Source organism: Mesorhizobium sp. M1163, from assembly GCF_040318415.1.
Taxonomy (GTDB): Bacteria; Pseudomonadota; Alphaproteobacteria; order Rhizobiales; family Rhizobiaceae; genus Mesorhizobium.
The window spans coordinates 116,841-137,535 of the sequence record NZ_JAMYMF010000011.1; the positions used below are offsets into that span (position 1 = coordinate 116,841).

The following is a 20,695-nucleotide window of genomic DNA, read 5'->3' on the forward strand; positions in this document are numbered from 1 at the left end:
CGACGCTGCTGTGGCGCAACTGCTGGTTCAACCCACGCTCTTGGCGATGCGATCGAACGCCATCAGCCGTTCAAGCAATGCGGGAAGATCCTTTAGCGGCACCATGTTGGGGCCGTCGGAAGGCGCGTTGTCGGGGTCCTGGTGCGTCTCGATGAAGACGCCGGCGACGCCAACCGCGACAGCCGCGCGCGCCAGCGTCTCGACAAAGCGCCGGTCGCCCCCAGACGAACCGCCCTGCCCGCCCGGCTGCTGCACCGAATGAGTGGCATCGAAAATGACCGGCGCGCCGATCTCGGCCATGATCGGCAGCGCCCTCATGTCGGACACCAAGGTGTTGTAACCAAAGGATGCGCCGCGCTCGGTCACCAAGACATTGGCGTTGCCGGAGCCGGTGATCTTGGCGACGACGTTCTTCATGTCCCATGGCGCGAGGAATTGGCCCTTCTTTACATTGACCACCTTGCCGGTTCTTGCCGCAGCAATCAGCAAATCGGTCTGCCGGCTGAGGAAGGCAGGAATCTGCAGAATGTCGACATTCGGCGCGACGATCGCGCATTGTTCCTCAGTGTGGACGTCGGTCAGGATCGGCAGCGAAAAATTCTTGCGCAAATCGTCGAAGATCGGCATTGCCGCTTCAAGTCCCGCACCGCGCGTGCCGCCAAGCGAGGTGCGATTGGCCTTGTCGTAGCTGGTCTTGTAGACGAGCCCGATGCCGAGCCGTTCGGTCAATTCCTTCAGCGCACCGGCCATGTCGAAAGCGTGCTGCCGCGATTCCAGCTGGCATGGACCGGCGATCAGCGATAGGGGCGCGCTGTTGCCGAAAATGACCTTTCCGATCGCAACGGAAGAATTTGGCATCAGAGGATTGAGCTTGTTCATGCGATCTCCCGGAAAATGAAGGCCGCGCCCTGCCCTGGCGCCGGCGGCACGATGATATCACCGCCGCGTATGTCGTGTTTGACGAAATTGGCTGCAAGCAGCTTTGCGACGGTGTCGCAGTGCCTAATCGAAAAGACGATCCCAGCAAAGCGGAGTTCAGACGGCGCGCCGGCGGGAATGCCGAAGCGTGCCGCAAAGGCTGCAGGATCCAGAACGGTCACAGCGGCATTCGGCCGCTTATAGACAGTGCCGCTCTGCGCCTCCATCCCGGCTGCGATCGAAATCACATGGCCTTGTTCGGAAGGTTCGCGGCTGACTGCCACGACTTCGACAATGCCGGTTGCGCCATTAGCGTGGGCCTGCAAAGCGGTGCGGTCGACCTTCGGCGCATTGATCCGTTCGCAGGCGAAGAGAAAAGCGTCCGTTGCCTTGCCTAGAGCCGCGAAGGCAAGCTTGAATGATGCGGTGTCGCTCTTTCCTGTCGCATCAGCGAAGGCGCGCGAAAAGCTGAGCATGTCTCCCGCCGACAGTCCGGCTTCGATGAAGCGCGCGTGGTCCGCGACGGCGCTTTCGGTGCCCAGCACCACGGCAGAAAATCCTTCATCACCGTTTCTTTCGCGATAGGTGTGATCCCGCGCGACAAAGACATTGCGGTTCGCGATCGCCGTTGCCACGGCCTGTCGGTCGGCGACCGCGAGCGGCTCGAGATAGGTACCGTCGGTGAGGAAGACACAACAGTTTTCCGTTCCGAAGGGATGGATACCCGTCGGCGCAACGGTAAAGCCGAGCAAGGTCAAGCGCGCCCGCGCAACATCGAGGCTCGCGGTCGGCAACACCAGGTGATCGAGCGGATGAGGGCTTGCGGGGGTGTTCTCGGTCATGTCCCGCGCGGTGTGCCTCATTCCTGAAAATGGTTCAAGGGCTTAGCCGGCACCTCGGCGGCGATCGCAGTGCCCGGCCGCGAGGAGCCGACTTGCCGCCGTCAAAAATCATCCTAGCTCATTGCCAGGGGAAGAGACCTTTTCATTGCCCTGGCCGTTATTGCGACAGCAGTTATCGCCGTGCTGATCTGGAACGCGCCAAAGCGGCCGGGCGTCGATCCGACCGAGACCTCCGCGGCTCAGACGGAATGAATCGGGCTGCGGCGCGGCCCCGCTCCGCGACGTGAAATCTGCCTTAGGCCGGTCAACTTGCCACTATATCGGCCGAATAACGCAATTCGCGCAGCGGTTTTACCCGGCTGGTGGTCTCTGCATAGAGCGGATGCGCCTTGTAGGCGGCGAGCGCTGCCTCGTCTTCGAACTCGGCGTAGACGACCACATCGATTTCATCCGAGAGCGGGTCGACCTTGGTGTTGAGCGTCACCTCGAAACGGCGCGAGTGGGGTATCTTGCCGAGCGCCAGCAGACCCGTACGCACTGCCTCGACGTCCACTTTACGACGCGCGCTGAAGAAAACGATATGCCGGATCAACCCAGCCTCCTCGACCGTTGGACCGGCGTTCTTTTGTGTCAGCGGGAGCGTGCCGTCAATCGGCAGGATGTCGCGTCGGCGAACCGTGGCGAAGAAGAGAAACTACACCATACTGGTTACATAGTGCACGACGCGGGTCACCTCCCTGATGGTCCTGTCGAGGTAGCGGCCTTGGTTGTAAATGCCGTCCCAGATCAGGAAGAAGGTGACGGTCGTGATGATGATGACATAACGCATGGCTAAAACTAGCGCATATGGGTGGTTGCAACCATAGTGATTCCGGCCCTGCTGGGACCCTCCCCGAATTTTAACGGTCTTTGGTCTGTCTGCTGCGATGCTTGCTGGCCAAACTGGCGCTACCGCTGCAGGCGGCATCTGGCTCAACAACACTTCGCTGCTGTCGAGCCGGCCGGCCGTCACCCCTTCGGTGCTTGCCCATCGCGGCCTGGCTCAGGATTTCGACCGTACGAACCTCGGATCGGAAACATGCACGGCCGATCGCATGCTGACGCCGCGCCATTCCTTCCTCGAAAACACGATACCCTCGATGGAAGCCGCCTTCGCGCTCGGTGCGGACGCGCTCGAACTCGATGTCCATCCCACTACGGACGGCAAGTTCGCCGTCTTCCACGATTGGACGCTGGATTGTCGCACCAACGGCAAGGGAGAAACGCGCCGCCATGCCATGTCCGAATTGAAGACGCTTGATATCGGTTATGGCTACACTGCCGATGGCGGCAAGACCTTTCCGTTTCGCGGCAAGGGTGTCGGCATGATGCCGTCGCTGGATGAAGTCTTGCAGCGCTTCCCGAACCGGCGTTTTAATATCAACATCAAAAGCAACGATCCCAAGGAAGGCGAGATGCTGGCCGCCTGGCTCGCCACATTGACGCCGGCCGAGCGCGCCAATCTGACGGTCTATGGCGGCGACAGGCCTATAGAAGCAGTGAAGGCAGCGTTGCCGGACATGCACACACAGAGCCGCGCGTCCCTGACGCGCTGCATTCTTCGCGATGCTGCGCTCGGCTGGAGTGGCTACGTTCCGGATGCCTGCCGCCAGGGCACCTTGCTCATCCCCGTCAATGTCGCAAAGTGGATGTGGGGCTGGCCCGGCCGTTTTCTCGACCGTATGGACAGCGTCGGCAGCCGCGTCTACCTGCTCGGTCCCTATTCCGGCGGCGGCTTTTCACAAGGCCTCGACGACCCCGCCTCAATCGACCAACTGCCGGACGATTATTCCGGTGGGATTTCGACGGATGCGCTGGATCTGGTCATGCCTGCCGTCAAGCGGCGTTTCGCACCACCTGCCTGAAGAGGCTGCCTGCCTCAAACGGATCGGCCGTATCGGGACAGTATCTTAACGCTGAGACAGTTTCGAGCCGACGCTCAAATCCTCGCCTCAAAGAGTGATGCGGTACTTGGAAAACCCCGCTTCGCCCTCGCCCGCCGGCTCGATCTTCAGCGACTTCACTTGCGCAATAAACTCTCTCGCCTTGGCGCCGGTCTGGAACACGACGCTGGTTTCCGGCAGCGGCACAAACGACCAGTTGGCATCCGCCGACGGGTTGATGGTGCCTTTGCTGACGATATAGCGCACGATCACGTCGCGGTTGGTGTCGGGCGCTTCGTAGATGATCTTCGAGGCATTGATCTCCGGGAAATTGCCGCCGCCGCCGGCCCGGTAGTTGTTGGTTGCGACGACGAATTTCCGCATGTGATCAATTGGTTTGCCGTCGAACATCAAGTCAATGATGCGGTTCGAGCCGGCGTTCACCAGCCCGCCCTTCGAATCATATTTCGGTGGCTGCGACAGGTCGATCCGGTAGGTGACGCCGTCGATCACGTCGAAATTATAAGACGGGAAGTCGGTGTTGATGAGCGCCTGGTCAGCTTTGCCCGGCTCGATCAGGTTGAAGATGCCGGCCGACATTTCCAGCCATTCCTTCACCTCTGCCCCGGTGATTTCGACGGCGCGCACCGTGTTTGGATAGAGATAGAGGTCGGCGACGTTCTTTATGGCGATATCGCCTACCGGCACGTCGGTGTAATAGTCGGCGCCGTTGCGCCCGCCCGCCTTGAACGGTGCCGCCGCCGACAGCAGCGGCATATCCTTCCATTCGGTGTTCTTCAGGATGTCCTTCAAGTACCAGGTCTGCGCCTGGCTCACGATCTGCACCGATGGATCGTCGGCGACCAGCGCAAAATAGGAATAAAGCGGCGCCGAGGTTTTGCCGACCGGCCGACGCACATAGGCAAGCGTCGCCTCGTGGTCCTGTTTGAGCGCGTCGACGATGCGCTGGTCGTCAGCGACGGTCGGCTTGTTCGTCTTGTCGGCCCGCTCAAAGATAGGCCTGGCCTCAGAGGTCGCCGAGACGATTTTCCATGTCGATCCGTCGCGCTCCAGCAACAGATCGATCAGCCCCATATGCGAGCCCCAGAAGCCGGCCATGACGGCGGGCTTGCCTTGCAACGTGCCTTTCGCCGTATCGACGGCCTCCAGCGACTGAAAGTCCTTCTTACCAGGGAAGACCAGATGCTGGTGGCCCGTGAACACCGCATCGATACCTTCGACACCGGCAGCGAAGAAGGAGGCATTCTCCATCATGTCGCCTTGCTTCGCGTCGATGCCGGAATGGGAGAGCGCAATGATGATGTCGGCGCCTTCTTCCTTCATCTGCGGCACCCACGCCTTGGCCGCCTCGACGATGTCGCGCGTCTTGACGCTGCCCTCGAGATTTTTCAGGTCCCAGACCATGATCTGCGGCGGCACGAAGCCGATGATGCCGATCCTGATCGGCTGCTCGGCGCCCAACCCGTCTTTGATCTTCCTGTCGAGGATGACGTAAGGTTTGAGATAAAGCTTGTCTTCGCGCGGGTTCGCGGCAAGCTCCGTGCCGCGGATCAAATTCGCGCAGACGAACGGGAAATTGGCTCCGGCCAGCACCTTGTCCATGAACGACAGGCCGTAGTTGAATTCGTGATTGCCGAGCGTCGAGCATTCGTAGCCGAGCAGGTTCATGCCCTTCATGACCGGATGCAGATCGCCGTCCTTCATGCCCCTCTCGTAGGCGAAGTAGTCGCCCATCGGGTTGCCTTGCAGAATGTCGCCATTATCGATCAGCATCGCGTTGGTTGCTTCCTTGCGCACGGCTTCAATCAATGATGCCGTTCGCGACAGCCCCATCGTGTCGTTAGGTTTGTCGGCGTAGTAATCGTAAGGAAGCACGTTCACGTGGATGTCGGTCGTCTCCATAATCCTCAGATGCGCCTGATTGGCTTGAGCCCGGGCGGAGAACGGGTGCAGCATGATCAGCGCTCCGCCGGTGGCGACGCCGGCGAGGAAATCGCGGCGTGAGACGAGGTGGCGCAATTGGGACATTCGTTTCTCTTTCTTCCACGACGTGACAAGTCCTGCCCGAAGCAAAGCTTCGCGCCGAAATCCAGCCGAGTCCAGAAGTCGATTCCATCAAGAGGAGGTGACGCGCTGATGAACGTCCGGCAGCGAACAATCAGCCCTTGTCGTCGTCGCCCTGGGTGATCAGCCGAGCGCTGCGCTGACCGGTGAAGTAGATCCATAGCCAGCTCAGGGAAACCGCAAGCCGGTTACGGAAGCCGATCAGGAAGTAGATATGCGCCAAGCCCCATAGCCACCAGGCAAGCCGGCCGGTGAGCTTGATCCAGCCGAAATCGATGGCCGCGGCGCGCTTGCCGATCGTCGCCAAATCGCCGTCATGCCTGTAGCGGAACGGACGTACCGTTGTTTCGCCGGCGAGCCTGGCCTTGATCGTCGCGGCGACGTGCCGTCCCTGCTGCTTGGCGGCGGGCGCGACGCCCGGCACCAGCCGGCCATCCGGCCGCAGGACGTGTGCTGCGTCACCGATGACGAAAATCTCCGGGTTTCCCGGCACAGTGAGGTCGGGCTCGACAAGCACCCTGCCCGCGCGGTCCGCTGCCGTGCCGAGCCATTCGGCGGCCGGCGAAGCGGCGACGCCCGCCGCCCAAAGAATTGTCCTGGCCGGCAAATGCCTGTCGCCGAAGACGACACCCTCAACATCGCAGCGTGTAACCGCCCGGCCGAGTTCGACGGTCACGCCGAGTCGTTCGAGCGCCTTCATTGCATAAACGGAGAGCTCCGGCGCGAAATTGGCAAGAACGCGGTCGCCGGCCTCAATCAGCACCACACGCGTCTCGCGCGTGTCGATGTTGCGGAACTCGCCGCGCAGCGTGTCATGCGCCAGTTCGGCAATCGTGCCGGCCAATTCCACGCCGGTCGGCCCGCCGCCGACGATCGCCAGCGTCAGCAGTGCCTGGCGCTTGGCGGGATCGGTTTCCCGCTCGGCCTGCTCGAAAGCCAAAAGAATACGCCGTCGGATGGTGGTGGCGTCCTCCAGCGTCTTCAGGCCCGGCGCGAACGGCTCCCATTCGTCATGGCCGAAATAGGCGTGCCGCGCACCGGTGGCCAACAGCAACGTGTCGTAGGCGACCGCTCCGCCATCCTGCAGCAGCACGCGCTTGCCGGTGCGGTCGATGCCAGTCACGGTCGCAAGCAGCGTCGTCACGTCCTTGCGTTTGCGCAGGAGATGGCGGATCGGCCAGGCGACTTCGGAGGTTGCCAGCGCCGTCGTCGCCACTTGGTAGAGTAGCGGCTGAAAGAGGTGATGATTGCGCCTATCGATCATGGTGATGCGCACCGGCGCGCCGGTAAGTGCGCGGGTGAATTCGAGGCCGCCGAATCCGGCGCCTACGACGACGACGTGATGGTTGGCTGTGTTCATCTCACTCATCCCTCTCGCCAAGGCTGATGTAAGTATCCTTGTGCAGTGCAGCAATGCCTGCGCTGCACCTGCCTGGGACTCGTCGCCTGATGTCGTGAATACGCATGCTGCAGACTCATTGCCGGATATAGCCTACGTCCCGGATAGGACTTGGTCGGAACAGTATATTGCAGGTGAATCATGGCTAAGGATGAAGATGAAGGCTCGGGGCAGTACGCCTCGCCGCCTTGTTTTATGCACGAGCTCGATCCGGAGTTCCAAGCGCCGCTGTCCGAATGGACCGATGTCAGGCGCTGGCGCAAGGCCGAGCGCGAGCGGTTGATCGCATCCCGCCTTGCCGTTTCCGCCGACATGCGCACAGCCATGTCGCAGCGCATTGCCGATGGTCTCGATGCGGTGATCGGCGACATCGCCGGGCGCATGGTCAGCCTCTACTGGCCGTTTCGCGGCGAGCCGGACCTGCGCTCGTGGATGGAAACCGTTAACGCGCGGGGTGGCCGCACGGCGCTGCCCGTTGTTGTGGAGAAAGACCGGCCGCTGGTCTTTCGCGCCTATACCCACGGAGACCGGCTGGAGAAGGGCGTCTGGAATATCCCGATACCGGCCGAGGGCGATCCGGTGCTGCCCGACATCCTCATTTCGCCGATCGTCGGCATCGATCCCGGACAGTTTCGCCTGGGCTATGGCGGCGGCTTCTTCGATCGCACGCTTGCCGCGATGCCGTTCAAGCCGCTGGTCATCGGCGTCGGCTACGAGTTGCAGCGCATCGTGACCATCTACCCGCAGCCGCACGATATTCCGATGGACCGTGTGGTGACCGAGTCATTCAACGTTTAGGCGAGTTTGGGGCCTAAGCGAGTTCGGGGCCTAGGCTAGCTCAGGCTTCATTCCAACGGCCGTGCGATCGACGATTTCGCGCAAGGCAAAGGACGAATTGATCTTCGTCACATGCGGCATTGCCGACAGCCACTCCTTGTGGATGCGTTCGTAGTCGACGAGATCCTTCGCCGCGATGCGCAGGATGTAATCATATTCGCCCGACATCAGATGGCAGGACAGGACGTTCGGGCAGCGCTTTATCGCCGCTTCGAAATCCGACAACGTTTTCTCGAACTGCCCGGACAGCGATATATGCACGATCGCCGTCATCTGGTGCCCAAGTGCGGCGTTGGACAGCCGGGCGTGATAGCCGCGGATGGTTCCGGATTTCTCCAGATTGTCCAGCCGCCGCGAACAGGCCGACTGCGACAGGCCGACCTTTTCGGCGAGCGCTGCATTGGGTATCCGCCCATCCTTCTGCAATGTCTCGAGAATGGCGATATCAATCCTGTCGAGCGGCATTTTTGCGGGTTCCTGCGATAATTCTACTGTTTCGCGCAACGATTATCGAACAGTAGTCTCTTCGGCAAGCGCATTCGCAAACACTTCCCGAACGATTCGTGGTTCACTATCTCTAGACAGGGAACAGGCCCTAAAAGGGCCGGATCAGGAGAAAAAAGATGCGCGTCGGTTGCCCCCGGGAAATCAAGAACCATGAATACCGCGTCGGCCTGACACCGGGCTCGGTCCGCGAATATGTCGCGCATGGCCATGAAGTGCTGATCGAGACCGGCGCCGGCGCCGGCATCGGAGCCGACGACAACGCGTACCGCGCCGCCGGCGCCACGATCGCCAAGACGGCGGCCGACGTGTTTGCCAAGTCGGACATGATCGTGAAGGTCAAGGAGCCGCAGCCCAACGAATGGGTTCAGCTCCGCGACGGCCAGATCCTCTACACCTATCTGCATCTCGCCCCGGATCCGGAGCAGACCAAGGGCCTGCTGGCCTCCGGCGTCACCGCAATAGCTTACGAGACCGTCACCGACGAGCGCGGCGGCCTGCCGCTCTTGGCACCGATGTCGGAAGTTGCCGGCCGCCTGTCGATCCAGGCGGGGGCCACGGCGCTGCAAAAGGCCAATGGCGGCCGCGGTGTGCTGCTTGGCGGCGTGCCCGGCGTGCTGCCCGGCAAGGTCACTGTGCTCGGTGGCGGCGTCGTCGGCCTGCATGCTGCACGGATGGCTGCCGGGCTTGGCGCCGACGTCACCATCATCGACCGCTCGATCCCGCGCCTGCGTCAGCTCGACGATATCTTTGGCGGCCGCGTCCACACCCGCTACTCGACCGTCGAGGCGCTGGAGGAAGAATGTTTTTCGGCTGACATCGTCGTCGGCGCCGTGCTGATCCCGGGGGCAGCCGCGCCCAAGCTGGTGACGCGCGAAATGCTCTCGGGCATGAAGAAAGGCGCCGTGCTGGTCGACGTCGCCATCGACCAGGGCGGCTGCTTCGAGACCTCGCACGCCACCACCCATGCCGAGCCGACCTATGAGGTCGACGGCGTCATCCACTATTGCGTCGCCAACATGCCGGGTGCGGTGCCGGTCACATCGGCCCACGCGCTCAACAATGCGACGCTGCACTATGGCCTGCAGCTCGCCGACAAGGGCCTCAAGGCGCTGGTAGACGACCACCATCTGCGCAACGGGCTGAACGTCCACAAGGGCAAGACCACGAATCGCGCAGTGGCCGAAGCACTCGGCTATGAGCTGGTCGAATCAAAGGCCGTTCTCGCGGCCTGATTTCCAACCGTTTTTTCCGGATGAGTCGCCGATGCCGTCGGCGGCTTGCTTGTTCACAGGCAATTTTCACGGTCTACAGCGGATTTTTCCCGCATCTGATGCCCGTTTGATGCAATGTGCTCTTTCTGTGGCTTTTTTGTTACAGCCGCCACAATGAGCCGATGCTACGTAGATGCAGGGTTCACTAGAGGCAGGGCAATGATCAGCAGAAAATTTACGAAATCTCTTCTTCTCGGCGCAGTTTCCGTTCTGGCGCTTGGGTCGGTTGCTCATGCCGCCGACGTGGTCGAACCAGTCGTCGAGACGTCGGGTTTTAACTGGAGTGGACTCTACGTCGGCTTTGGCGTTGGCGCCGGGGCGAACGTCCACGAGTTGAGCAGCGATTTCATTCCTGGGGTGTCGTTCAACGGCATTGGTGGCGAAGGCGTGTACGGTGAACTCACCGTTGGGTACGACTATATGGTGGCGCCGCGCTTCCTGATCGGAGGACTTCTAGACGCTCATGCCGGCAACATCGAAACCTCGCTCGACGTTGCTGGATTCGATGCGTCGGTCAAAGAAACCTATGGTTTCGACGCTGGCTTGCGGGCAGGCTACCTCTTCACGCCAAACACTTTGGGTTACGTGCTTGGTGGCTATTCCTGGCAGAAATACAAATTCGACACGAACGCAGGCTTTGATTTCGACTGGGACCAGAACGGCTATTTCGTCGGAGCCGGCGTTGAGACGGCCATTAACAGCAACTGGACCATCAAAACCGAATATCGTTATACCCAATTCAGCACCAACGATGATCTCCTCTCCGAGTTCGGCGCACCAGATGGCGCACTCAACCTCGACACATCGCGGCATACGTTCCAGGTTGCCGCCAACTATCGCTTTGGCGCCCAGAATGGCGGCGTTGCGTCTTTTGAAGCGCCTGCCTACAACTGGACCGGCTTCTATATCGGTGGTGCGGGCGGCGCGGGTGCGTCGGTGCATCAGATCAATGTGCCGCCGCTTGGCGACCTGGAATTCAACGGTATCGGCGGCGAAGGCGTATTTGGCGAATTGAACGCGGGCTACGACCATGATTTCGGCAGCTGGGTTGCGGGAGTCATGGTGGATGCTCGCTACTCCGGCATGACTACGGAGCTGGAAGTGCCCGGCGGATCCATCAATCTGGACACAGACTATGGCTTCGATGTGCTGGGCCGGGTCGGTTTGAAAGTCAACGAATCGACCCTCGCCTATGTGCTTGGCGGCTACAGCTGGCAGCATTTCGATCTGAACGCATCTTCACCCATCGGCGACATCATCGATTGGGGCTCTAGCGGCTTCTCGGTCGGTGGTGGTTTGGAAGCGGCCGTGACCAACAACGTAACTGTCGGTCTCGAATATCGCTATTCGCAGTTTGCCGAGAAGGATATTCTGGAGGAGTTTGGAGGGCCGGGCGATGTCCTCACCACCACTCCTTCTTTCCATACCGTCCGCATCGGTGCGAAGTATAAATTCAACTAAGGCCCTCCAGGCAAATCGTTCGAGCCCGCCGGTTAATCCCGGCGGGTTTTTTCTTTGCGGACGATGCAGGCACAAAAAAGCGGAGCCAAAGCCCCGCTTCCTCGGTTGTCGAGAATTCCCGCCGGTTCATCCGCGGTCGGCAAATCGATCGACAGTCGCTTTCTACCGCAGGTATGCGACGGGAGTACGACAGCCTCAAGCCGGTGCAGCCGATCCGATTACACGCGGTCGATCCGACACTGATAGCAATTGTTGCGTGCAGAGCGGATGTGGACGTAAGCAATGTCGTCGCGCTCGAACAACGTCTCCGCCCGTGCCGCGATGGCATCGGTCGGAATGACGCCGCCGCTGCCATAGACGATGCGGTCGTCCTTGCCGTAGCCGCGCACGATGTAATCGCTGCTTTCGAGTATATCGGGAAGCGTTTCCCCCTCGGCGGCGCGTTCGCATTCTTCCGCATGCAGAAAGATCGGCCCGGTTTCGGCATAAGGCTGCAGCTCAGGAAAAGGCCGATAGGCCAGAACAAGATAGGCTTCTCCCGCAGCAACATTCTTCAGGCAGTGGCGGCAAGGCACGCCGTCGCCGTCCGAAATCTGCCGCTCTGGCTTCAGGTCATAAGCATCAGGTCCGCCGCGCTGAAGCGCGCGAACCGCATCGGTTGGCAAGGCTTTGAATTTTAGCGTCATGGCTAAATCTCCGGTGTCGTTGACCGGAAATTATGCTCGCAAGACAGAGCTTCCCACCCGATTCCTGCCAAATGGATCAGTCCATCAACGCGTCGAGACCACGCACCAGGCCTTTGATCTGCTGTACCCGCCTGATGGCGAGCAGCGTGCCCGCCACGTAAGGCGCCGCGGACGAGCCGGCATCGTGGCGGATGGTCAGCCGCTCGTCTGGCAGGCCGAACAACGCCTCGCAGGACAGGATGTAGGACGGCAGGCGAAGCGCGTGCACTTGCACCCCCTCGCCCGCGCCGACCGCAGCACCGCGTGTAGCCGGCACGCCGGAGACCTCGGAGACCGGCTTTGCAGTCGAAGCCTTGCGGATGTCGGCCAGCGCTTCAGCAAGTTCCCGCGCGGTACCGGAGGGCGCGTCGGGCTTCTTTGCACTCGCATAATCGATGACCTCGACATCCGGCACGTATTTTGCCGCCATAAGTGCAAACCGCTTCATCAGCGTAGCGGTGATGGAAAAGTTGCCGGCGGCAACGACGCCGACGCCGTGGGCGCGCGCCGCGGCGTCGATGTCGGCATAGTCGGCAGCACCCAATCCCGATGTGCCGATCACAGCGTGCCGTCCCTTGTCGATGGCGAGCAGCACATGGTCTTTCACGACATGTGGCTTGGTGAAGTCGACCAGTACGTCCGACGGCGCCTCCAGCGCCTCGGCCAGCGAGGCCGAAACGGAGATACCATTAGCCGGCATGCCAACCAGCAGGCCGGAATCCTGCCCCGCGCCGCTACGTGACACAGCCCCGGCCAGCGCCATGTCACCTTGCGCCCCGATCGCCGGAACCAGCGCCTTGCCGACCCAACCGGTCGCGCCGGCCATTACCACGCGAATTGCCATCGTGCGATCCTCCATCACCATCGGTTTTTAGACGACAGCGATATGGAAAGAGCCCAGCTCATTCAAGTCGGGCTCGCCTTTGAATATTGATCCAGACCCTGAACGGCTAGATCATTTTAACGGATGAAGTCGTCGAAGCGGCGCAGCGTCACCCGGCGATTTCGCCAGTTCTCATTCTGCGTCTGCACGAGCAGGAACTCCTCGCCGTAGCCGACGGTTTCGAGCGCATAGCCCGGCACACCGAATTCACGCAGCAAGGTGCGCTTCAGCGAGGCGGCACGTTGTTCGGACAAAATCTGATTCGACTGGAAGGAGCCCACAGCATCGGTATGGCCTTCGATCAGCACGCGGGCACCCGGATCGCGCCGCAGAATGCGCTGAAGTGCATCGGCGATGTTCTCGATCTTGGCGTATTGCGATTCGGAAATGGCAGCCGAGCCGAAGGCGAAATTGATCGACTGGATATCGATAGAGCGGGCCATGCGCCGCAAGTCCGGCCGCTTCTTGAATTCGCGGATGGTGACGCGCTGATTCGGGCGCAGCTTCACCCGGGGCGCGGCTTCAAGCTGGCGCTCGATCGTGGCGGCCGAAGGCGTGGTCGCCTGGGCAACGGCAAGGGTCGGCATGGCGAGTGCCGCAACCAGCACGGCGGCAAATGTGCGTCGGGTCAGCATGTCTTTTCTCCTTCGGCCCTCGGCCGCATTGTGATGCCGACAAGATGGCAAAGACTAGCTGAAGCTTGGATGAACGAGCCTGAAAATCAGGGCCGCATGACGCTGGCCGCGCGCTCGGCAAAAGGCATCGGATGTACGACCTCCTTTTTTTGCGCCACCGGCGTGAAGCCGAGTTTTTGATAAAGCGGCAAGGCTGCTGGGTGATCAAGGGTGCAGGTCTGCACCGTCACCCGCTTGGGTCCGTGCGCCCAGGCTGCGGCGATTGCCGCACCGAGGAACCAGCGGCCAATGCCTTGCCCGGTCGCGTGCTCCATCATGCCGAAATAAGCGAGTTCCACTTCCTCCGGCAGATGCGGCTTGAGGTCGAAGAAGCCGGCCGGCGCGCCGTCGAGATAAAGCACCCTGATGTCGCGGTCCTCGCGGTGGATGCCCGCCGCAAGCTCCTCGTCATTCAGTCTCAGCACGTTGACCCAGTGCCATTTGCGGCCGACCCGATCCATCAAATAGCGGTAGAAATGCAGCGGAATGTCTTTGGTCTTGAGCAGCGCGATCTGGCGGTTGTACGGCAGCGGCGGCGAATAGGCAGGCGGCACATGCATTTCGAGAAACGTCACGGTGACGTCGATGTCTTCCAGCGCTCCGTTTTTCATCACCGTCGGTCCTTGCCCGTCACGACTGGCGTGTCGGAAAGCCCACCCCATTCCGTCCATGACCCGTCGTAAAGCCTGTTTTCGGCATGGCCAAGCGTCTCCAGGGCCAGCGTGATGGCTGCCGCGGTGACCCCCGAACCGCAGGAGGTGACGACCGGCTTCGACAGATCGATGCCGGCCTCCTCGATCACTTTGCGCAGCCTGTCCTTGGGCAGCAATTCGCCGTTTTCCGAAAGCGCCGAAAACGGCACGTTGTGCGCGCCCGGCATGTGGCCGGAGCGGATGCCGGGGCGCGGCTCCGGCTCGGTGCCGGCAAAACGGCCAGGCGAGCGTGCGTCGGCGATCTGGCTCTCCCCCGTCTCGACGATCCGGCGCATGTCGGCAAGGCTGGCGACGCGGGCGGCATCGAAGTTGGCATAAAACACGCAAGGCGCGATCTTCGTCGGCTCTGCCGTCACCGGCCGTCCGGCGGCTTTCCAACGATCGAAACCGCCGTCGAGTATATAGACCTGGAACACGCCCATAACGCGAAACAACCACCAGGCGCGCGGTGCAGAAAAGAACCCTGGCCCGTCATAGACAACAATCGTGTCGTCGGCCGAAATGCCCATCGCGCCGACATATTGGGCAAAATGCTGCGGCGACGGCAGCGTGTGAGGCAGAGCCGCGTCGGGGTCCGAAACCGCATCCTGGTCGAGGAAGCGGGCGCCTGGAATATGCGCTGCGTCATACTCGGCGCGCGCGTCGCGCTTTTGCGCCGGCAGATACCAGGACGCGTCGACGATCGTCAGCCCAGGCTCGCCGAGCCGCTTCTGCAACCAATCGGCATCGATGGTGAAAGGACTGTCGTCGGCCATCTTTTCTCTCCTGTCCCGCCTGTCCCAGTCCTATATCAGGCTGGCGGCATCGGGCCAAAGCGAATGCGGAAGCGCCGGTTCTCGCGGCCCTTCTTCTCGATCTTGCCGATATGGATCTCGCCGATTTCGCCGGTGCTCCTCACATGGGTACCGCCGCAAGGCTGGCTGTCGACCGAAGCATTCTCGCCGATGCAGACCAGCCTGATCTTTCCCGTGCCGGCCGGCGGCCGCACATTCTTGGATTTCACCAGGCTTGGATTGGATGCCAGCTCCTCGTCGGAGATCAGCCGGGTGAAGATCGGGTGGTCGGCCCGCACCAGTTCCATCAGCCTGGCCGTCACGTCTTCCTTGGTGAAGCCGGCATCCGGGATGTCGAAATCGATACGGCTGTCGTCCTCGGAAACCGCGGCACCGGTGATCGGGAACGGACAGACGACGGTAAGCAGATGGCAGGCCGAGTGCATACGCATCAGCAGCTGCCGCCGCGGCCAGTCGATGGCGAGCCTCATCCGCTCGCCCAACCGTGGAACCGCCTGCTCCGGCGCCGGCACATGGATGATCTCGTCCTTGGTTTCGCCGGTGATCGTAGCGGCAATCGCAATGCCGGTGCCGTCGGCGCGTTCGAGGCTGCCAGTGTCGCCCGGCTGCCCGCCCGATGTGGCGTAAAACACGGTCCGGTCCAGAATGATGCCGCCGCGATCGTTGACTGCGACGACGGTGGCGTCGGCCGTCCCCAGATAGGCGTCGTCACGAAACAGCGCTTCGGTCTTGTGCGCCATCACGCGACCCTTTCGAACGGCACCGAAATCGTGCTCCGTTGCTCCATCCAGCCCGGTACCGGCAGCTTCTTTTCGCGCAGGAATTCAGGATTGAACAGCTTCGACTGATAGCGCGTGCCGTAGTCGCAAAGCATGGTCACGATGGTTTGGCCGGGGCCTAGCTCGCGCGCCAGGCGAATGGCGCCGGCAATGTTAATGCCGGTCGAGCCGCCAACGCAAAGTCCCTCCTCCTGGATCAAGTCGAATACGATCGGCAGTGCGTCCTCATCGGGGATCTGGAAGGCAAAATCGGGTGTAAAGCCTTGGAGGTTGGCGGTGATCCGCCCCTGCCCGATGCCTTCGGTGATCGAACTGCCCTCGGATTTCAACTCGCCGCTGGTGTAGAAGGAATAGAGCGCAGCCCCCAGCGGATCGGCCAGTGCGATCTTGACCTGGCTGTTCTTGGCCTTCAGCCCGAAGCCAACGCCTGCCAGCGTGCCGCCGGAACCGACCGCCGACACGAAACCATCCACCTTGCCGCCGGTCTGGTTCCAGATTTCTTCGGCTGTGGTGCGGATATGGCCGTCGCGGTTGGCGACATTGTCGAACTGGTTGGCCCAGATCGCGCCGTTCGGCTCGGTCTTCGCCATTTGCTCGGCCAGCCGGCCCGACAGCTTCACGTAGTTGTTCGGGTTCTTGTAGGGCACGGCTGGCACTTCGATCAGCTCGGCGCCGAGCAGTTTGATCGTATCCTTCTTCTCCTGGCTCTGGGTATCGGGAATGACGATCACCGTGCGGTAGCCGAGCGCCTTGGCAACCAGTGTCAATCCGATGCCGGTATTTCCGGCCGTACCTTCGACGATGACGCCGCCGGGCCGCAGCAGCCCGCGCTGTTCCGCATCGCGGATTATGAACAGGCCGGCGCGGTCCTTGACCGACTGCCCGGGATTCATGAATTCGGCCTTGCCCAGAATCTCGCAGCCGGTTGCTTCCGAGGCCTTGTTGAGGCGGATCAGGGGCGTGTTGCCGATCACGTCGATCACAGAACGGGGCATGGAGATTCCTTTGTGGGTGCGGCGAAACCCTAGAAACCCGACGCTTCGGTTTCAAGGCAAGAATTTGCCTGGTCCAGTCGCATTTCGCACACTGCAATTGCTGCAGCCAGGCGCGCCCGGCCGGCATTCATTTCAACCATGTACCGAAAAGCAGTCTTTTCATTCGATTTCTTCACCGCTAGAGCACAGGCTAAGAAGAGCCGGCGGGGCGCAGCATGACACTCTATCGGGCCAATCCGAAGCATGGCGTCGCCTGGATTACGGGCGGCAGCAGCGGTATCGGCCGTTCGCTGGCCAAGGATCTTGCCGCTCAGGGCTATGTCGTCGCAGTGACTGCGCCCGATGACCATCCGATCGATACGCTCATCGTCGAAACGGCGCAGATGGCGGGCCGTGTCGTAGCCTTTCCCTGCGACGTGACCGACGAAAAACGCATGGCAAAGACGGTTGCAGCGATCGAGAAAGATCTCGGTCCGATCGTGTTGGCAGTGTTCAACGCGGGAAGCTATATCGCAACGCCGGGCGAGGATCTTGTCGCGCGCAATTTTCGTCGGTCTTTCGAAGTCAATTATTTCGGCATCATCAATGGCCTGCTGCCCGTCATCGAACGCATGCGCGTGCGCTCGCGCGGCCATGTCGTGCTGATCGGTTCGGTCACCGCCTATTTCGGCTGGCCCACCACCGCCGCCTATGGCGGCACCAAGGCGGCAGTCAATATCTTGGCCGAGTCGCTGAAATATGATTTCGACAAGATGAACGTCCGCATCCAGGTGATGAATCCAGGCTTTGTCGACACGCGGCTGACCGAGAAGAACTTCCTGCCGATGCCGGGCTTGATGCCGGTCAATCTGGCCTCGCGCCGCATCGCGCGAGGCATCGAATGCGGTGGCTTCGAAGTCACTTTCCCACACCGCCTGAGCTGGACACTGAAGTTGCTCAGGATACTACCGAGGCCGTTCTGCCGATGGGTGATCAGCACCGTCACCCGCTGGAATGCGCGGCCGTTGAATTTCGACCGCAAGCCACCGGTCGAATAGGATCCGTGATGGGGCGACGGATCATGTTTGCGGTGCTGGGTCTTGTCCTCATCCTTGTCCTGGCCTTGGCGCTTGGTCCGCGCGTCCTCGTCGAAACCACGATCCGTTTCGATCCCTCAGTAATTGGCGATGATCCGCAGGCCTATCTGGCGCGCCAGGAGGCGGCCGTGCCCGGCATCCGCGACGGGCTGGACAAGGAAATCATCTGGGCCGACCCGATGGTCCATGCCAAGACGCCATTTGCGATCGTTTACATCCACGGCTTTTCTGCGTCGAAGGGCGAGATTCGTCCATTGCCCGACGAGGTGGCCGACCAGCTTGACGCCAATCTTTTCTACACGCGCCTGACGGGACATGGACAGGACGGCGCCGCGATGACGCAAGGCAGCGTCGGTGCCTGGATCAACGACTACGAGGAAGCGCTCGCTATCGGCCGGGCGATCGGCGACAAGGTGATCGTCATAGCCACCTCGACCGGCGGCTCGCTGGCGGCGTGGGCCGCGACGCAGCCAAGCGCATCGAACAGCGTCGCGGCGATCGCATTCATCTCGCCGAATTTCGGCGTCAAGGCTTCCGGCGCCGAATTGCTGACCCTACCGTGGGGCAGACAGATCGTCGAGCTCGTCGCCGGCAAGGAGCGTAGCTTCGTGCCGCGCAACGCGCTGCATGAAAGGTTCTGGACCTACCGCTACCCGATCGCCGCGACATTGCCGATGGCGGCGCTGACAGAGCTTGCCTACGGCGCGCCGGTGGAGAAGACGTCCATCCCTGCCCTGTTCATCTTTTCGGATTCGGACAAAGTGGTACGACCAGATCGCACGCGCCAAATCGCGGCTCGCTGGGGCGCCGCACATGAATTGGTGCCGGTCGACGATACCGGCGACCCCGACAACCACGTGATTGCGGGTGACGCGCTGTCGCCATCGACCACGGCTTTCCTGGCGCAGCGGATTGTCGTGTGGGTCGAGGCGGTGGTGAAGTAAACCAAAGGCCTCAAAGCAAAAGGGCGTCCGGAGCATCACTCCGGTCGCCCTTTTCAATCGTGAGTGACCAAGCCAAGCTTGGCCGACCGCAACACGGTCAGGTTATGCGGCCCGCGCTGCCGGCCGCTTACCGCCGAAGCGGCGCTTGTTGTTGCCCTTGAAGGGCTTGGCGCCTTCCGGCTTGCGCTCGCCCGCAAAGGCTGGCTTGTCGCCGAACCGCTTCTTGCCGAAGCCGTTGTTTGCGCCGCCGGGCCGCCTGCCGTCGCGACGGCCATTGTGGTCGTTGCGATCATTGGCCGGTTCGAAACTGCGCTCGTTCTTCTCGGCGGGATTGCGCTGCGGATCGGGGCTGCCGAGATGGTCGGCAACGATCGGCAGCTTGGTGCGGATGATGCGCTCGACCTGGCGCAGCTTGCTGTTTTCGGACGGGTCGCAGAGCGTGATGGCGATCCCGTCCATGCCGTTGCGGCCGGTGCGGCCGATGCGGTGGACATAGCTCTCCGCCTCGTCCGGCAGGTCGAAATTCACCACATGGCTAATGCCCGGCACGTCGATGCCGCGTGCCGCAATGTCGGTCGCCACGAGAATGCGCACCGAACCCTCGCGGAAATCGTTGAGTGCCTTCTGGCGAGCGTTCTGCGACTTGTTGCCGTGGATGACGGCGGCCTTGAAGCCGTCACGCTCGAGATCCTTTGTCACCCTGTCGGCGCCATGCTTGGTGCGCGAAAAGATGATGACGGACTTCATCGCCTCGTCGGCAAGCATGTTGGCCAGCACCTGACGCTTCTGCTTGGTGCGGGCAAAGACGACGCCCTGCACGATCTCGGCGGCCGCGGTGCTGTGAGGAGCGACTTCGACGCGAATCGGGTTCTTCAGCAGGCCTTTCGCCAGTTCGGCGATTTCGGCCGGCATGGTTGCCGAGAACAGCACCGTCTGACGGTCCGGCGCCGTCGCCCTGGCGATGCGCTTGACGTCGTTGATGAAGCCCATGTCGAGCATGCGGTCGCCTTCATCCAGCACCAGCCATTTGGTGTCGGCAAGCACGAGGTCGCCTTCACGCACCAGGTCGGTCAGCCGACCTGGCGTTGCGATCAGGATGTCGACGCCGGGCGCAACCTTCTTCACCTGGCTGAAGCGCGAGACGCCGCCAAGCACCAGCGCTGTCGAGACATGCGCGCCCTTGGCAAGCAGCTTGATCATCTCCTCGATCTGCACGGCGAGTTCGCGCGTCGGCGCCAGGATCAGTGCGCGGGCTGTCTTCGGCCGGCGCTTGGTGCCAAGTGCGATGATCTTCGACAGGATCGGCAGCGCGAACGCCGCGGTCTTGCCCGAGCCGGTCTGGGCGATGCCGAAAATGTCGCGGCCTTCGAGCTGCGGCGGGATCGCCTGGGCCTGGATCGGCTTCGGATCGGTAAAGCCGGCGGCATTCGTGGCCTTGAGCAGTGCGCCGGTAATTCCAAGTGCGGCGAAACCGTTCAGTTCCCCAGCGTCCTTACCGGTCAAAGTGTTTTCATTGGTCAAAATATTCTTCTTTCATGCGGCTCCTGGCCGCAAACATCAATGGCGGCAGGGCGCAACCTGCCGTCGAAAATTGTCATGAAACGACAAGGCGGGCGGACGTTATCGTCCGCACGGCTGCGCTGTCGTGCCCGCAGGCATCATGCCACGGGGCTTTTTCGCCACCTTGCCGATATGTCGGGAAGAGGGAAAACAGACGCAACCAGTCTCATTCATCGAGAAGGCCGGATTATCCCGGCCCAAGCGCCTATGCCGCCGCATATGGCCCAGTTCGCATCGAAATGCAAGGGGCCTGATGCTGCAGCGCAGCAAAAGCCATTAGGAAGCGGCGCTTGCGCTCTCCCCCGGGCAT

At 61.6% G+C, this 20,695-nt stretch carries 21 protein-coding genes; 6 read left to right on the forward strand and 15 right to left on the reverse strand.

Features of this window, described 5'->3' with window-relative positions; translation table 11 throughout:
• Window positions 1-27: 27 nt before the first annotated feature.
• The 4 genes from kdsA to NKH43_RS13230 form a co-directional block, all read right to left on the reverse strand.
• Window positions 28-879 (reverse strand): 3-deoxy-8-phosphooctulonate synthase, encoded by an 852-nt coding sequence (kdsA, locus tag NKH43_RS13215; protein WP_352587543.1) that lies wholly within the window; start codon window positions 877-879, stop codon window positions 28-30.
• Window positions 876-1,760 carry a VOC family protein gene (locus NKH43_RS13220; protein ID WP_352858564.1) on the reverse strand — a complete coding sequence of 295 codons (885 nt, stop codon included), beginning with the start codon at window positions 1,758-1,760 and terminating at the stop codon, window positions 876-878. The genes kdsA and NKH43_RS13220 overlap by 4 nt, the downstream gene beginning before the upstream one ends.
• A 304-nt stretch (window positions 1,761-2,064) precedes the next feature.
• Entirely contained in the window at window positions 2,065-2,352 is a 288-nt protein-coding gene (locus tag NKH43_RS13225; RefSeq protein ID WP_023717556.1) for a Dabb family protein, read from the reverse strand.
• 102 nt (window positions 2,353-2,454) lie between these two features.
• A complete protein-coding gene (locus tag NKH43_RS13230; RefSeq protein ID WP_023675095.1) occupies window positions 2,455-2,589 on the reverse strand; it encodes a hypothetical protein in 135 nt (44 codons plus the stop codon).
• Window positions 2,590-2,686: 97 nt separating this feature from the next.
• On the opposite strand from NKH43_RS13230, the gene NKH43_RS13235 reads away from it, so the two are divergent.
• Window positions 2,687-3,664, forward strand: coding sequence for a glycerophosphodiester phosphodiesterase family protein (locus tag NKH43_RS13235; RefSeq protein ID WP_352858567.1), 978 nt, complete (start codon window positions 2,687-2,689; stop codon window positions 3,662-3,664).
• Between the two features lie 87 nt (window positions 3,665-3,751).
• Here the strand turns inward: NKH43_RS13235 and NKH43_RS13240 are convergent, their stop codons facing one another.
• Together NKH43_RS13240 and NKH43_RS13245 are read right to left on the reverse strand one after the other, a co-directional pair.
• On the reverse strand, window positions 3,752-5,731 hold the full coding sequence (locus tag NKH43_RS13240) for a bifunctional 2',3'-cyclic-nucleotide 2'-phosphodiesterase/3'-nucleotidase (protein ID WP_352858570.1): 1,980 nt from the start codon (window positions 5,729-5,731) through the stop codon (window positions 3,752-3,754).
• A 130-nt stretch (window positions 5,732-5,861) separates the two neighbouring features.
• Window positions 5,862-7,127 (reverse strand): NAD(P)/FAD-dependent oxidoreductase, encoded by a 1,266-nt coding sequence (locus tag NKH43_RS13245; protein ID WP_352858572.1) that lies wholly within the window; start codon window positions 7,125-7,127, stop codon window positions 5,862-5,864.
• 180 nt (window positions 7,128-7,307) lie between these two features.
• Between NKH43_RS13245 and NKH43_RS13250 the strand changes: the two genes are divergently transcribed.
• Window positions 7,308-7,964, forward strand: coding sequence for a 5-formyltetrahydrofolate cyclo-ligase (locus NKH43_RS13250; protein ID WP_352858575.1), 657 nt, complete (start codon window positions 7,308-7,310; stop codon window positions 7,962-7,964).
• Window positions 7,965-7,994: 30 nt separating this feature from the next.
• Here the strand turns inward: NKH43_RS13250 and NKH43_RS13255 are convergent, their stop codons facing one another.
• Window positions 7,995-8,468 (reverse strand): Lrp/AsnC family transcriptional regulator, encoded by a 474-nt coding sequence (locus tag NKH43_RS13255; protein WP_023675099.1) that lies wholly within the window; start codon window positions 8,466-8,468, stop codon window positions 7,995-7,997.
• A gap of 158 nt (window positions 8,469-8,626) precedes the next feature.
• Between NKH43_RS13255 and ald the strand changes: the two genes are divergently transcribed.
• Entirely contained in the window at window positions 8,627-9,742 is a 1,116-nt protein-coding gene (ald, locus tag NKH43_RS13260; protein ID WP_352858578.1) for an alanine dehydrogenase, read from the forward strand.
• 198 nt (window positions 9,743-9,940) lie between these two features.
• Window positions 9,941-11,242: an outer membrane protein gene (locus tag NKH43_RS13265; RefSeq protein WP_352858581.1), complete on the forward strand. Its 1,302-nt coding sequence runs from the start codon at window positions 9,941-9,943 to the stop codon at window positions 11,240-11,242.
• A gap of 218 nt (window positions 11,243-11,460) precedes the next feature.
• On the opposite strand, the gene NKH43_RS13270 is transcribed toward NKH43_RS13265, so the two are convergent.
• The 7 genes from NKH43_RS13270 to NKH43_RS13300 form a co-directional block, all read right to left on the reverse strand.
• Window positions 11,461-11,928: a DUF1203 domain-containing protein gene (locus NKH43_RS13270; protein ID WP_352858584.1), complete on the reverse strand. Its 468-nt coding sequence runs from the start codon at window positions 11,926-11,928 to the stop codon at window positions 11,461-11,463.
• Between the two features lie 76 nt (window positions 11,929-12,004).
• The gene (gene dapB / locus NKH43_RS13275; protein ID WP_023717549.1) at window positions 12,005-12,811 is read right to left on the reverse strand and encodes a 4-hydroxy-tetrahydrodipicolinate reductase; all 807 of its coding nucleotides are present in this window, start codon (window positions 12,809-12,811) and stop codon (window positions 12,005-12,007) included.
• 116 nt (window positions 12,812-12,927) lie between these two features.
• Window positions 12,928-13,485, reverse strand: coding sequence for an OmpA family protein (locus tag NKH43_RS13280; RefSeq protein ID WP_352789938.1), 558 nt, complete (start codon window positions 13,483-13,485; stop codon window positions 12,928-12,930).
• 86 nt (window positions 13,486-13,571) lie between these two features.
• Window positions 13,572-14,135 (reverse strand): GNAT family N-acetyltransferase, encoded by a 564-nt coding sequence (locus tag NKH43_RS13285; RefSeq protein WP_023717547.1) that lies wholly within the window; start codon window positions 14,133-14,135, stop codon window positions 13,572-13,574.
• Window positions 14,135-14,992, reverse strand: coding sequence for a 3-mercaptopyruvate sulfurtransferase (sseA, locus tag NKH43_RS13290; RefSeq protein WP_023717546.1), 858 nt, complete (start codon window positions 14,990-14,992; stop codon window positions 14,135-14,137). The genes NKH43_RS13285 and sseA overlap by 1 nt, the downstream gene beginning before the upstream one ends.
• Window positions 14,993-15,027: 35 nt before the next feature.
• The gene (locus tag NKH43_RS13295; protein WP_023717545.1) at window positions 15,028-15,771 is read right to left on the reverse strand and encodes an alanyl-tRNA editing protein; all 744 of its coding nucleotides are present in this window, start codon (window positions 15,769-15,771) and stop codon (window positions 15,028-15,030) included.
• Window positions 15,771-16,805 carry a cysteine synthase A gene (locus NKH43_RS13300; protein ID WP_023717544.1) on the reverse strand — a complete coding sequence of 345 codons (1,035 nt, stop codon included), beginning with the start codon at window positions 16,803-16,805 and terminating at the stop codon, window positions 15,771-15,773. The genes NKH43_RS13295 and NKH43_RS13300 overlap by 1 nt, the downstream gene beginning before the upstream one ends.
• A 215-nt stretch (window positions 16,806-17,020) precedes the next feature.
• On the opposite strand from NKH43_RS13300, the gene NKH43_RS13305 reads away from it, so the two are divergent.
• Together NKH43_RS13305 and NKH43_RS13310 are read left to right on the forward strand one after the other, a co-directional pair.
• Window positions 17,021-17,842 (forward strand): SDR family oxidoreductase, encoded by an 822-nt coding sequence (locus tag NKH43_RS13305; RefSeq protein ID WP_352858586.1) that lies wholly within the window; start codon window positions 17,021-17,023, stop codon window positions 17,840-17,842.
• Between the two features lie 8 nt (window positions 17,843-17,850).
• Window positions 17,851-18,825, forward strand: a complete 975-nt coding sequence (locus NKH43_RS13310) for an alpha/beta hydrolase (RefSeq protein WP_352858588.1) — start codon at window positions 17,851-17,853, stop codon at window positions 18,823-18,825.
• Between the two features lie 102 nt (window positions 18,826-18,927).
• On the opposite strand, the gene NKH43_RS13315 is transcribed toward NKH43_RS13310, so the two are convergent.
• Entirely contained in the window at window positions 18,928-20,346 is a 1,419-nt protein-coding gene (locus NKH43_RS13315; RefSeq protein WP_023717542.1) for a DEAD/DEAH box helicase, read from the reverse strand.
• Window positions 20,347-20,695 lie beyond the last annotated feature (349 nt).